This window comes from Levilactobacillus hammesii DSM 16381, assembly GCF_001434395.1.
GTDB classification, from domain to species: Bacteria; Bacillota; Bacilli; order Lactobacillales; family Lactobacillaceae; genus Levilactobacillus; species Levilactobacillus hammesii.
This window is the reverse complement of sequence record NZ_AZFS01000061.1, coordinates 1-12,621: the sequence shown is the minus strand read 5'-3', so window position 1 is coordinate 12,621 and position 12,621 is coordinate 1. Positions and strand designations below refer to the sequence as shown.

Genomic DNA, 12,621 nt, shown 5'->3' with positions numbered 1-12,621 from the left:
AAAATGAGCGTAAAATACGCTAGCCGTTTAGGTTGAATGGGGCCTTCAAATCGCAAGTGATTTGAACCGCTCAGACTGTCATCTATAATATTACAATTACAACACGCCCTGTCACAATGGCTGGTAGGTTAAGGTTTCTTTGCGTTTCTTAGAAGTTGCTAATTAGTTCATGTAAACGCTTTACAATGGTTGACTAAGCAAGCATAATGGGAGGTGTAAAGGGCTCAAAGAATCTACGGAGGTGTTTTTGATGGTTAAAACAAAAGCAGTAATGATCGGTGCCGGTCTCTCTAATATGGCCGCGGCGGTTTACCTGATTCAAGAAGGCCATTGGCGTGGTGAAAATATTACTTTTTACGGCGCTGATATGCATGGGGCTAATGATGGTGGCGAAACCAGTGAATTCAGCGATGAATACTGGAACAAGGCACACCCATTAGCTAACAGCACGGGCTATGTGGCGCGTGGTGGCCGGATGTTGAATTACCGGACGTACGTTGATTTAATGGACTTACTCGACCGGATTCCATCGGCAACCGAAGCGGGCATGACCGCAGCCGAGGATACCCGTGACTTCGACGCGCATCACCGGACTTACGATATTGCCCGGTTGATGGAAGGCGGCAAGGGCATCATCGATGGGGGCAAGCTGGGTCTGAACAACAAGGACCGGGTCTTACTCTCCAAGCTCGTGTTGATGCCAGATGAGGAAGAAACCAAGTTGGACAACATCACGATCGCCGAATACTTCAAGGACGATCCACATATGTTCCAAACCAACTTCTGGTACATGTGGGAAACCACGTTTGCTTTCCGGATTCAAAGTTCCGTCCAAGAGCTGCGTCGTTACATGCACCAAATGATTTATGAATTTACACAAATTGAACACTTGGTTGGGGTCAACCGGACCCGTTACAACCAATTTGAAAGCATGATGTTACCCCTGATCAATTACTTAAAGGACGAGGGTGTCACCTTCATTTCCAACCGGATTGTCACGGATTGGGAATTCGCAGACAGTGCGATGCAAGATGAAATCACGGTAACGGGTCTGCACGTTAAGAACGTTGAGGACGATACCGAAGAGGTCGTTAAGATCGACGATGATACGGCGGTTATCTTCACCAACGGGTCCATTACCGACTCCGCCACGATGGGTGACTACAACACGCCAGCACCAGAAAATATGGAATACGGGATCAGTGCGGCCCTCTGGAAGAAAGCCACGGAGCGCTTCTACAACTTGGGGACACCGGACAAGTTCTTCGATGATCGTAAGAATTCCGAATGGGTCAGCTTCACGTTGACGACCAAGAACCACTTGCTGTTGAATGAAATTACCCGGATTACGACGCAAGTTCCAGGGAACGCGTTGAACTCCTTCCTGTCGACCACGCCAATTACCCCACTGGGGCAAAAAGACGTGAACATGTCGATTGTGGTGCACCACCAACCTCACTTTACGACTCAGAAGCCTAACGAATCCGTTATTTGGGGCTACTTCCTGTACCCACGTCGTCAGGGTGAATTTGTCCACAAGCAATACATCAAGATGACTGGGAAAGAAATGGCACAAGAACTGATTGGGCAATTGTCCAAGGTTGATCCTGGGCCAAACAACATCAAGAACCATGAAGCCGAAATTCTGGATAGCATCATCAACAATATTCCAGTCTACATGCCATACGCATCAGCCCTGTTCAACAACCGGGCTAAGAGCGACCGGCCAGAGGTCATCCCAGCACACTCCACGAACTTGGCCTTCACGGGTGAATTCGTTGAGCAGCCTTACCAGATGATCTTCACGGAACAAAGTGCTACCCGTTCCGGTGAAATTGCGGCCTTCCACTTCGCCGGGGTACCAATGGATAACTTGGTTGATACACCACGTTATGACAAAGATCCGAAGACCTTGCTGAAGGCAACGAAGCGGATGTTTAGCTAAGCAAATAAATATGTGTGGGCAAGAAGAGTGGGTGAAAACCCACTTTTCTTTTACTCTAAAAACCACCCCCACGCCCGACAACAAGCTGTCAGGTGTGGGGGTGGTTTGGATTTGAAATGGTCATCGTACTAGGTGTAAATTTTACGACGAACTTTTTTGACGATGATGCGAGACTAACTCGCCAAGTCATTCACATTCGTTCGGTGTTCCTTAGTTCCTTGCCAGAACGGCACCTTCACGACACCCATGATCTTGTCGGCTTCGACGTAACCCCAGGCGCGGCCGTCCTCGGAAATGCTGCGGTGGTCACCCAACACGAAGTAGTGGCCCTTAGGCACCGCGTTGCCCTTATAGGACCAGTTATGTTCTTTGGCCAGGCTACTGAGGGTCCAGTTGCCAGTCCCGGTCGTGCGTTCGGCTTTGCTGATAAAGGATTGTTTGATTTTACGATTGTTGACGTAGATGTAACCATTCTTGCTGACGACCTTGTCACCGGGTAAGCCGATGACCCGCTTCACGTAGTTCGTGTTTTTAGCGGCGTTCGGGTCTTCCCCGTAGGCGTCAAAGACGATGACGCTGAGGCGCTTGACGGGTAGCGGCTTGACCACAATCATCCGTTCCGTATCGGCCAGGTTGGGTTCCATTGACCCCCCAGAAACCTTAACGACTTCAAGGCCGTACGTCCGCACGAGAAAGACCAGTGCAGCGGCAATCAGGATGGGTACGACCCAACTTAAGATATTACGTAACATTTTCATTTTGACAGAAGGCTCCCCTAAACACGTTTAATAAGGCCCAGTGTACCATGAGTTTCCGCATCTTTTGGCAGATTGCTTAAAAGTTAAAGAAAACCCTAGAAATTTCGTTCAAATGGTAGCGCTTTCTTTGAAACTATGCAACAATTAAGAGGCAACAATAGACATACACTAAGGAGGAAACACCATGGCAGAGCTAGAAGAGTTATTGCAAGTTGCAACCGACATGTTAGACCGTTCCTATGCGCCCTATTCCAAATTTCACGTAGGGGCCGCAGCAGTCGGTGCCAGCGGTAAGATTTACGGTGGCTGTAACATTGAAAATGCGGCGTATGGCGTCACAAACTGTGCCGAACGGACGGCCATCTTCTCAGGGATCGCAGCGGGGGAAAAACGGTTTACCGCACTGCTGGTCACTGGAAACACTGATGGGGCGATTGCACCATGTGGCTCGTGCCGGCAGGTGATCAGCGAGTTCTTTGACCAAGACGCCGTCATCTACCTGACGAATCAGAAGGGTGCGTTAGCGGAGACCACGGTTGCTGGAATCTTACCAGGTGCCTTTCTGGAGCTAAAATAGAAAAGTTGCGTGTTACATACGGACTAGGCGAGAGCGCCTAGTCCTTTTTGTGTTGTGGGAAAAATTGATGACTGAAGCAGTCCGCGGTGGTTTTGCCAGCAGTGATCGGCCAGATAAGGCTCAGACTAAAATACTATTTCAAGCAAATTACTTTGACACACATAGTAGTGTGTGATACATTAGATCCAATCAAACGAACGGAAGGGAAGTGGCAACATGGCTGAGGTGATCTCCAAGGATTTAATCCGGGGCCATACGGATACCATTGTGTTAAATATCTTGCAGCAGGGGGACAGCTACGGCTACCAAGTGGCCAAACGGGTGCGTGAGCTCAGTCAGGGCCATTATGAATTGAATGAGGCGACGTTATATACCGTGTTCCGCCGGTTAGAAAAGAACGGGGCGCTCACGGATTATTGGGGCGATGAAACGCAGGGATCGCGGCGCAAGTATTACCACGTGACCGCCGTTGGCAAAGAGATGCTGGCGGAGAAGACGGCGGCCTGGCGATTTGCCAAGCCCATTATTGATGAATTGATTACGGGTCAGATTACCGAGGAGGACTAAGCATGGACAATATCACGATGGAGATTCGGACGCGGCTGGATCAGCGTTTTCGCCAATACCAGCCATCACGGGCATTAACGGAGATAAAGGAAGAATTAGTCGGTGATCTGACCGAGGCGGTGACCGACAAAATCAATCAGGGGCTGACCGCGGACCAGGCTGTTGACGAGGCCATGACGCAGTTGGGCGATATCGATACGTTGCTCAAAGAAGTCGCTGATGAAGATGCTACTGCGGCTGCAGACGAAGCAGACGATGCGGCAGACACAGCGACGAATCGGGCGTCCCACGAGCGGCACACCCATTCCCACGTGCAGATTGGAAAGCTCCACATTACGGATGATCAGGTGACCTGGGGTGACCGGGTGATTGTCGATGACGACGGCCAGAAGGTTGATTTGGGCAAATTGGTCCAGGTTGACGGCGACCACGTTTCGGTCGGGGATGGCCTGATTGATGTGAAGGGCGACGACGTCAGAATCAATGGTGAACGCCCACAGCGCGCCTACGTTGGCTCACTCAAACTCGTCAACACGCAGGCCTTCGCCGTTACCGACCTCTCCGAGTTAGTGATCAACTATCCCGATGCCGCCGTTAAGATTGGCCAAGCCAGCGCGTCTGAAATTGTGGTCAACGAGTATATGAGTCGGGACAGCGAACGGTTCTACCTGCGGAGCAAACAGTACGGTTCACAATTGACGCTACAACAGGGGGATCGGCCACGGCTATGGCCACTGCACGTGCGGACTGAAATCTTTATTCCCAGCACGTTGAAGGGCCGGGTGCAGGTTCACGCCGGTAATGGCAGCCTAGAGGTCAGTGACTTACGGTCCAATGCGGATGTGGACGTGTACGCCACGAACGGCGCCATTCGCGCGTTTAATAACCAAGTGATGGCGTTCACGGTGCGCGCCACGAATGGCGCGGTCCGGATGGATCAATTGACCGCCACGAGTTACCAGGTGACCAGCTCGAATGGCGCGGTCACATTGGCCAACACCACGGGAACTGGTCGGGTGGAGTCGACCAATGGGGCCATTCGTCTGACCGATCACACGGGCGATGTGACCTTGAATTCCCGCAATGGCGCGATCAAGATCGATGGGGTGACGGGCCAGTTGGTGGGCGCCTCGCACAATGGGACCATCCGGGTTCAGCGTTTAAGTGGCGGTGGGCGCTTGCAATCTGGAAATGGCAGAATCAGTGTGCAGGTTGCGGACTTGACCCATGATCTGACCATCACGGGTAACGCTAGCGCTAACCTGGAAGTTGCGCCCAACCTGGTCTACAACCTGGATGTCCGCAACGATGACGGTGCCATCCGCGTTCCGCGAGCGGCCCGTCTCACCTTGGATGACAGTCATCATAAGATCGGGTCGCTGGGTGAAAATCCAGCGCACACGGTTAAGGTCGACACGGTTCACGGAAGCATTCGTCTCGATTAGTCATTGAGACGACTGTCCAGTGAAAAACAAGATCCCCCTAAGTCATTGGCAAGTACTAATGATTTAGGGGGATTTTATTTTTTGGGGTAATATTTTCAACATAAAGCGGTTGAACCCCTTCAATGAATCAAAGTATGCAAAATTGCAATTGTTACCAGTACGAATAAATTGGGGGACAATTTCACGGGGGTGAAGCGGTATAATCAGGTGTGGTCAGCGCGAACTTTTCCGCGCTTTTTGCGTTGGGTATGGGGGAACGAAAGGGGGAGAAACACGGAAAAGACAGCGTTTACTGTAAATTGTAAATAAAATCCCAACAATTTGTTAAAAAAAGGTTTATTTTTTAAGCGATAGAGGCGATACTAGAGGGAGTTACCGCGCGGGAGACTCATAGAGATACCACCAAGATTGAAATTGGTGTAGTTTGACCTGACTGATCTGCGTGAGGGGAATTTCACGAGATTGACCGGCTGCCAAGCCGAGGTAGACAGTGGTTGGGGAAATGTAGTCGACGGTTCCCGTATAGGTAATATTATGAATATTTATTGTCATAATTTGGTTTCTTTGGTAAGCAATTTGGAGTAGTGTTTTAATTTGTGGTTTGGCTTGGGTGAACATTTTATCACGTCCTTGGTGTGAAGATTAATTCCATTATAGAACGTGTGTTCGATTTTGGGAACCTTTAAACATAATTTCATTGGATAAGATGGTTTGATAGTAAAAAGTAAGCAGGGTTATCCACTTACATAACATTGACCGGTGACGTGACTGACATTTTCGGCTAAAATTAAGACCCGTGGGCTGTACGCAAATTAGGACGGTAATAGGCAGCGCCCGGCGCTGAAACTAGAAGGAGTAATGGATTTATAATGACAGAGACGACGAATGACAACGTAACGGAAGCAGAATTGAAGAAAGAGTTTGACGACTTATACATGCACATTTTTAAGTATATCGGTGATTTCGTTTCAATTCCCACGCAAAAGTACAATTTGACCTTTGAAGCCTTCATGGTGATGGAAAACGTTGCCCGGAGTAAGAATGGACAAACGTTGGTTGAACTTGCCAAATTAGAAGGCGTCTCCAAGAGTGCTATCGCTCGTCAGGTCAATGTATTACTTAAGGAAAATTACGTGATGCAAAAGGTAGATCCTAACGACCGTCGTGTTAAGTACATCACCTTAACGGCCGCTGGTAGCCGGGTTCAACGGAACTTGGCCCAAGCCACCGACGAACGGTTCCATCGCTGGTTAGGCTTCTTCGGTAAGGATGAAGCTGAACACTTTATCAAGGTACTTCACCGCGCCAATGACCGAGCAGTGGCCGCAGGATTTGTCGGCTTTGATAGCTTACACGATAAGCGCCGCAATTCTAATCGTGGCCGGACGCATGGCGGCCGGACCAGTGACTAATTTTATGGCAAATGAATAGGCAGTACGACACAGAAAGTTGTGATCGTGCTGCCTTTTTTTAAACCAGTTTGTAAGTTCACCTTACAAACCCACGTATCCCCGGTATATCGGTCTTTCAGTTAAGTGGTGTCACTTTTTCTGCGAAAGATTGCCGCCTTACCGTTCGCCAAATTTGGGACTGGAACGCAGTGGGCAGGACGGTCCGAGCCAAAGAGCGGTCTCGAACCTCGCTTTGAACCGATAGCCCACGTTTCAAAGGCGCCATTTTCCAAGTAGACCACTTGGAAAATCCCACGGCTGAGCCCAAATTTGACTCACTCACGGCTACTCAGAATGCGATCAATTAACAGTGGATCAACGATGCCATTCCAGCAATGTTGTCAGCGATAAGGTGGTTAACAACTTCCGTAACCGGAGGAGGCCAGAGATGGAGGCAGCCGTGACGACGGTGTTAGCCGAGCAGCGGCTTACAGCTTGGGACGTGTTTGGAGACCGGTGATCTTTGCCAGGCTTCAAACCGAGCCGGAGGACCGCTTCTCAGGCCGCAGGCGGTCCCCACAGCAGCCGGAATCTCTGGCAGCCGCAGGTGAAGGCTTACGGTGAGTTTATCGTTTGGGACCCGAGGACCATAAAAAAAGATGAGACTGATCTCATCTTTTTTTCGTTAGTAATGAGTAGAGGGGGCAACGCGCTAGCTATCCTGATTGGCAGGGGTGATCTTGGCCTGTAAGGTGCGTTCGTCGTAGAAAAGCAGAATGGCGAACATCACCAGATAAAGCAGTAGCGGTAACCACGCGTAATTAAGCGTGATCATCTGCCGGGTGGCCATATTTTGACTGTGATTGGCTGCGTAGCCCGACAGGTGGAAGAGCCCCGCTGTAATCAGGCCGCCGAGCCCCAGTCCCACGTTGACGCCGAAATCATCGGTTGAGGCTAAAATACCCTCGGCCTGAATCCCTAACGCCATGCCATAGCGAATGGTATCCGCAATCATGATGGAAACCAGGCCAATGATTAGCCCGTTGCCCACGGCGTTGATGAGGATGCCGCCAAAGATGACGGGAAGGTGATTGCTGACTACCCCGACGCTGAGAATGAGCTGGCCGATGGCGGCGATGGCGATACCGCTGAGCATGGTCCGCTTCTTGCCCCATTGTTTGGCCGAGTTGACGATCAGGAGCACACCGATCAGGGCGGCAAACGTAAAGCCGTTGGCGTAGGGCACCAGTGACTCACTGTGTTGGATATATTTGAAATAATAAATGGTGGTCTGGTTCTTGATGGCCGTGGTCAACCAGTACAACAGGATGACCACAGAGATGATCAGCCAGGGCTGATTCCGCCGCAGCATGTGACTGACGGCGCGCCAAGACTGGTGGGATCGCTCGGGATTGGTGAATCGTTCGTGGACGTGGAAAAAGGTATTCCAGATGAGCGCCAGTGAAATGGCCCCAAACAGGATGATCGTCAACAGAAACCCCTGTTGCTGATTGCCATGACCGAACAGGGCGACCAACGGCAGGGTGAAGACGGCCACGATGATTTGAACCGAACTGCCACAGAACTGCCGAATCACCCCCAGCACCGTTTGCTCGCGGTCATTTTGCGTCAGGGTGGGGAGAATTGAGGTGATCGGCAAGTTGACCGCTGTGTAGAAGAATCCCAACCCCAGGTAGGTAACGTAGGCCCAGATGAGCTTACCCGTGCTACCAAAGGGCGGCGTCACGAAGGTCAGAATGGCAAAGAGGACGTAGGGCAGGGCGTACCACAGAAAGAATGGCCGGCTCTTCCCCCACTTCGAGTGTGTCCGGTCGATCATCAGACCGATTAGGAGGCTTTCGCCCACGTCGGCCAGGCGCGCAACGACAAATAGAATGGCTGCGGCGCTAGCGGAGAGACCGTAGACGTCGGTGTAGAAAAACAGTAGGTAGGTGGTCATCATCTGAAAGACCAGATTGTCGGCGGCATCGCTGAGCCCATAGCTCAAACGTTCCGGCCACTTCGTTTGCCAAGGATTCATGCGCGCAACATCTCCCTATTGGTGATTATGCTGGTTAAATTAAGCCCGTTTGGCGGCGACTAAGCGGCGGTAGACTTCTGCGCCCACCAGATCATTGGTCACCATCCAGGCGATGTGGCCCAGGGCTTCGGAAACGTGTTCTGCCGTGGGTTGATCCTTAGCAGCGGGAACGGTTCCCATAGCGGGCATCAGGCCTAAGTGAAAGGCAATCCAGATGGTCAAGCCGAACCAGGTACCCGCGTCCTTCTTGATGAAGGGGAGCTTTTCTCCGACAATCTGGTACAGAACGGCGAAAGTTGTCGAGAAGCCAAAGTGAATGACATAACTGACCCACGGCAACTGATGGCCGGAGTAAGTGTAGGTCGCGTGAGTCACCTTTGCGGGGATGCCAAATTGTTCGAGTAGTGTCTGCGGGGGATTCGTGGCATCGCGTTCCTCGGTTCGTGGGGGGAGAACATTTTCCCAGCCCAGCTTTACTAAGCCGGAGACGATGCCAGCCGCGCCACCGGCGATGAGGGCGGCCGGTAAGTTTAGTGGGTGTTTCTTCAAAAATGACATGATGAAATTCCTCCTTAGTCAATCGTAAGCACAAAATCGAGTATAGTCGTTTTGTCGAAAAGTTTGGGGGAATTTGCTTGTGAGTCCGCGAACTGTTGTTCCATTTTAGAGTATGTTAAGCTGGTTTGGTAGGGTTCATGAGGCGGCAACCGGGCGGCATTGATCGCGGTAATCGAGTGGCAATCAGGTGTCTGGCAACTGTCCGCATGAACGATCGTGAAGACGGCATAAGACGAAAGGAGTTCGGAATGCAACCAACATTTGAACAGGGGTATATTGAGATTCAAGACGCCACGCAGAACAACTTACAGCACGTGAGTCTGCGGGTGCCCAAGTACCGGACAACGGTATTTGTCGGCTTATCGGGATCGGGCAAGTCCTCGTTGGTCTTTGATACGATTGCGGCGGCATCGCGGCGGGAACTCAACGAGACGTTTCCCAGCTTTACGCAACAGTATCTGCCTAAGTACGGGCAACCACACGTGGGCCACATCGACCACTTGCCGGTCGCCATCGTGATTGCGCAGCAACGGCTCGGGAAGAACGCGCGGTCCACATTGGCCACGTACACGGGAATTTACTCCCTGCTGCGGCTCTTATTTTCACGGATTGGTCAGCCCTTCATTGGCTATTCCGATAGCTTTTCGTTCAACCTGCCACAGGGGATGTGCCCGGCTTGTCAGGGCCTGGGTTACGTGGATGACATCGATGAAAGTAAGCTGATCGATCCGGAGAAATCGCTCAATCAAGGGGCGATTACTTTCGTGAGTTTTGGACCAAACACTTGGCGTTGGCGCCGGTACGCAACGAGCGGGCTATTCGATGATGACAAGCCGATCAAGGACTACACCGCGGCGGAATATGACCTGCTGATGCACGCGCCACAACAGACCTTGAAGCATCCCGGCGAGGGTTTTCCCCGAACTGCTTTATATGAAGGGGTGGTGCCGCGGATTCGACGGTCGGTGATTGGTAAGAAGGAAGCCGAGCATCACCGCGAGGCCATTGCCGAGATCGTGACCCGCAAGCCGTGTCCCGTGTGTCATGGCTCGCGGCTGAAGCCAGAAGTCCTGACCAACCACATTAACGGGCGCAACATTGCCGAGGTTTCGGCGATGGACCTGCGGCACGTGCTGGCCTTTCTGGCGGCGATTACCGAACCTTTAGCGACCGATGTGGTGCGTGAACTGCGCACTAAGATCCAGTCGCTAGTCGATATTGGTCTCGGTTATCTGACCCTCGATCGGGGAACCAGCACCTTGTCCGGTGGCGAAGCGCAACGGATCAAGATTGCCAAGTACCTGACGAGTGCGTTAGTCGATATGGTTTATATCCTGGATGAACCCAGTGTGGGGTTACATCCCCACGACATTCAGTTGATCAAACAGGCGTTGACGAAGTTGAAAGATAAGGGCAATACGGTGTTGGTCGTGGAGCACAATCCCGCGATGATTTCGTTTGCCGATTATGTGGTCGAGATGGGGCCGTTGGCCGGTCAAAAAGGGGGCACCGTGACCTTTACGGGAACCTATCCCGAGTTGCTGGCGTCTGACACGCTGACGGGAAATTGGCTTCGGCGGCCGCATACCTGGGGCAAGGAGCGCCAGGCCAAGCACCACCTTGCCCTGCAACACGTGACGGAAAACAACCTGCATGATGTGAGCGTGGACGTGCCACTGGGCGTCATGACGGTCATCTCCGGTGTCGCGGGATCGGGAAAGTCGTCACTGGTGACGGCACTCAAGCGCCAGCTGAAGACCGATTATATTGATTTGGCACAGACCCCCGTCGGCATCAACATTCGGTCCACGCCGGCCACCTACCTGGGAATCTTGGATGAGATTCGAAAACTGTTTAGCCAGGCCAATGGTCGCGTGGGAACCAGCATGTTTAGCTACAACGGGAAGGGCGCCTGCCCGCGGTGTAAGGGCAAAGGGGTCACCATCACCAACATGGCGTTCATGGACCCCGTTGTACAGACTTGTGAGCTCTGTCAGGGTAAGCGTTATAGCGAAGAAGCGTTGCAATACCACTATCAGGGCAAGACAATCGCGGAGGTGTTACAGCTGTCGGTGACGGCCGCGGCGGCCTTCTTTAAGGACACCACCAAGCTGGCCAGTCAACTGGCGAACCTGGATCGGGTCGGCCTGGGCTATTTGACCTTGGCTCAGCCTCTCACGACACTGTCGGGTGGTGAACTGCAACGGTTAAAGTTGGCGGTTGAATTGGGCAAAAAAGGAACCGTCTATCTCTTAGATGAACCCACAGCTGGCCTGCATTTGAAGGATACCGCTAGGCTGATGAAACTGTTCAACGACCTGGTTGCGGCGGGCAACTCGTTGATTATCATTGAACACAATCTGGCCGTGATTAGTCAGGCCGATTGGTTGATCGACGTGGGTCCGGATGCCGGTCGTTACGGGGGTCACATTCAATTCAGCGGAACGCCGCGTGAATCGGTCCAACACGCCGAGTCACGGACTGGTGTGGCGCTAAAGGCTTGGATGGCGGAGAATTAAGGGACTTTTGCCATGACCGTCAGTAGATTTTTTAAAAAGTTCGTATAAAATTGATAATTGTCAATTTGTTGTGATGGGTTTCCGAGTAGACTGAGTCTTGTTGTTAGGAAGACAGCGTGTTTTGACGGCTAGTCCTAACGAGGGGAGTTGCTGTCAGATACAGTCTGTATTTGTTATAGTGAAGACGTCGTTGTGTCGGTGAATGATGTGAAGCCGTGAATGGTTCACGGAAAAAGGCCGACGCAACGCACCAAGATGAAATCAAAAGGAGATCGAAACCATGCCATTAATGCGAATCGATATGTACAGAGGTCGGAGTAAAGCTGAAATCAAGACAATTTTGGATATCGCCTACAAGGTCGCCACGGAAGAGCTTCATTTGCTGCCGCGTGACCGGTATCAGATCGTCACGCAACACGATCCAGAGGAAATGATTGTTTGGGACGTGGGACTGGGTTTCGATCGTACTGAAAAGACGCTAATCTTTAGCCTGACTTCCAGTCCTCGCGAAGAGGCGGATAAGGAACGCTTTTACGCCCGGTTAGTCAAAGAATTGGAAGCCGGTGCGGGCGTGCCACCGACCGATGTTTTAATCAACATCACCAGCAATACTAAGGCCGATTGGAGCTTCGGTAATGGTGAAGCCCAGTTCATGAACGGCAAGCTTTAATGTGAACCTTACCTTTAATGATGTAAGGTTGTGTGTTACATGTGATGTTGTGGAAGCTGGCCGCCTTGCCGTTCCATTGCCAGTCACCTGCGGCTGCCAGAGATTCCGGCTGCTGTGGGGACCGCCTGCGGCCTGAAGTACGGTCCTCCG

11 protein-coding genes are annotated in these 12,621 nt (G+C 51.7%); 7 read left to right on the top strand and 4 right to left on the bottom strand.

The genetic code is table 11. The features are described 5' to 3' along the window. Positions 1-250: 250 nt before the first annotated feature. Positions 251-1,945: an oleate hydratase gene (locus FD28_RS08835; protein WP_057734685.1), complete on the top strand. Its 1,695-nt coding sequence runs from the start codon at positions 251-253 to the stop codon at positions 1,943-1,945. Positions 1,946-2,118: 173 nt separating this feature from the next. Here the strand turns inward: FD28_RS08835 and lepB are convergent, their stop codons facing one another. Next, positions 2,119-2,703 carry a signal peptidase I gene (gene lepB, locus FD28_RS08830; protein ID WP_057734684.1) on the bottom strand — a complete coding sequence of 195 codons (585 nt, stop codon included), beginning with the start codon at positions 2,701-2,703 and terminating at the stop codon, positions 2,119-2,121. A gap of 184 nt (positions 2,704-2,887) precedes the next feature. Between lepB and FD28_RS08825 the strand changes: the two genes are divergently transcribed. The 3 genes from FD28_RS08825 to FD28_RS08815 all read left to right on the top strand — a co-directional run bounded on the left by FD28_RS08825 (position 2,888) and on the right by FD28_RS08815 (position 5,292). Continuing rightward, the gene (locus FD28_RS08825) at positions 2,888-3,280 is read left to right on the top strand and encodes a cytidine deaminase (RefSeq protein WP_057734683.1); all 393 of its coding nucleotides are present in this window, start codon (positions 2,888-2,890) and stop codon (positions 3,278-3,280) included. 216 nt (positions 3,281-3,496) lie between these two features. Next, positions 3,497-3,847 (top strand): PadR family transcriptional regulator, encoded by a 351-nt coding sequence (locus FD28_RS08820; protein ID WP_057734682.1) that lies wholly within the window; start codon positions 3,497-3,499, stop codon positions 3,845-3,847. A gap of 2 nt (positions 3,848-3,849) precedes the next feature. Beyond that, on the top strand, positions 3,850-5,292 hold the full coding sequence (locus tag FD28_RS08815) for a DUF4097 family beta strand repeat-containing protein (RefSeq protein ID WP_057734681.1): 1,443 nt from the start codon (positions 3,850-3,852) through the stop codon (positions 5,290-5,292). Between the two features lie 372 nt (positions 5,293-5,664). On the opposite strand, the gene FD28_RS08810 is transcribed toward FD28_RS08815, so the two are convergent. Then, positions 5,665-5,844: a hypothetical protein gene (locus FD28_RS08810; RefSeq protein ID WP_235806879.1), complete on the bottom strand. Its 180-nt coding sequence runs from the start codon at positions 5,842-5,844 to the stop codon at positions 5,665-5,667. 317 nt (positions 5,845-6,161) lie between these two features. Between FD28_RS08810 and FD28_RS08805 the strand changes: the two genes are divergently transcribed. Beyond that, positions 6,162-6,704, top strand: a complete 543-nt coding sequence (locus FD28_RS08805; RefSeq protein ID WP_057734679.1) for a MarR family winged helix-turn-helix transcriptional regulator — start codon at positions 6,162-6,164, stop codon at positions 6,702-6,704. Positions 6,705-7,395: 691 nt separating this feature from the next. On the opposite strand, the gene FD28_RS08800 is transcribed toward FD28_RS08805, so the two are convergent. Further along, positions 7,396-8,724, bottom strand: coding sequence for an MFS transporter (locus FD28_RS08800; protein ID WP_057734677.1), 1,329 nt, complete (start codon positions 8,722-8,724; stop codon positions 7,396-7,398). 39 nt (positions 8,725-8,763) lie between these two features. Then, on the bottom strand, positions 8,764-9,282 hold the full coding sequence (locus tag FD28_RS08795; RefSeq protein ID WP_057734674.1) for a DUF1440 domain-containing protein: 519 nt from the start codon (positions 9,280-9,282) through the stop codon (positions 8,764-8,766). Positions 9,283-9,530: 248 nt separating this feature from the next. On the opposite strand from FD28_RS08795, the gene FD28_RS08790 reads away from it, so the two are divergent. Together FD28_RS08790 and FD28_RS08785 are read left to right on the top strand one after the other, a co-directional pair. Further along, entirely contained in the window at positions 9,531-11,801 is a 2,271-nt protein-coding gene (locus FD28_RS08790; RefSeq protein ID WP_057734672.1) for an ATP-binding cassette domain-containing protein, read from the top strand. A 280-nt stretch (positions 11,802-12,081) separates the two neighbouring features. Then, complete coding sequence (locus FD28_RS08785; protein WP_057734670.1) at positions 12,082-12,471, top strand: tautomerase family protein; 390 nt, start codon at positions 12,082-12,084, stop codon at positions 12,469-12,471. Positions 12,472-12,621: the final 150 nt, after the last annotated feature.

Bases quoted from the DNA above. Each gene is read 5' to 3' on its own strand.
- FD28_RS08835 (WP_057734685.1), top strand. From the start codon at position 251: ATGGTTAAAACAAAAGCAGTAATGATCGGTGCCGGTCTCTCTAATATG.
- lepB (WP_057734684.1), bottom strand. From the start codon at position 2,703: ATGAAAATGTTACGTAATATCTTAAGTTGGGTCGTACCCATCCTGATT.
- FD28_RS08825 (WP_057734683.1), top strand. From the start codon at position 2,888: ATGGCAGAGCTAGAAGAGTTATTGCAAGTTGCAACCGACATGTTAGAC.
- FD28_RS08820 (WP_057734682.1), top strand. From the start codon at position 3,497: ATGGCTGAGGTGATCTCCAAGGATTTAATCCGGGGCCATACGGATACC.
- FD28_RS08815 (WP_057734681.1), top strand. From the start codon at position 3,850: ATGGACAATATCACGATGGAGATTCGGACGCGGCTGGATCAGCGTTTT.
- FD28_RS08810 (WP_235806879.1), bottom strand. From the start codon at position 5,844: ATGACAATAAATATTCATAATATTACCTATACGGGAACCGTCGACTAC.
- FD28_RS08805 (WP_057734679.1), top strand. From the start codon at position 6,162: ATGACAGAGACGACGAATGACAACGTAACGGAAGCAGAATTGAAGAAA.
- FD28_RS08800 (WP_057734677.1), bottom strand. From the start codon at position 8,724: ATGAATCCTTGGCAAACGAAGTGGCCGGAACGTTTGAGCTATGGGCTC.
- FD28_RS08795 (WP_057734674.1), bottom strand. From the start codon at position 9,282: ATGTCATTTTTGAAGAAACACCCACTAAACTTACCGGCCGCCCTCATC.
- FD28_RS08790 (WP_057734672.1), top strand. From the start codon at position 9,531: ATGCAACCAACATTTGAACAGGGGTATATTGAGATTCAAGACGCCACG.
- FD28_RS08785 (WP_057734670.1), top strand. From the start codon at position 12,082: ATGCCATTAATGCGAATCGATATGTACAGAGGTCGGAGTAAAGCTGAA.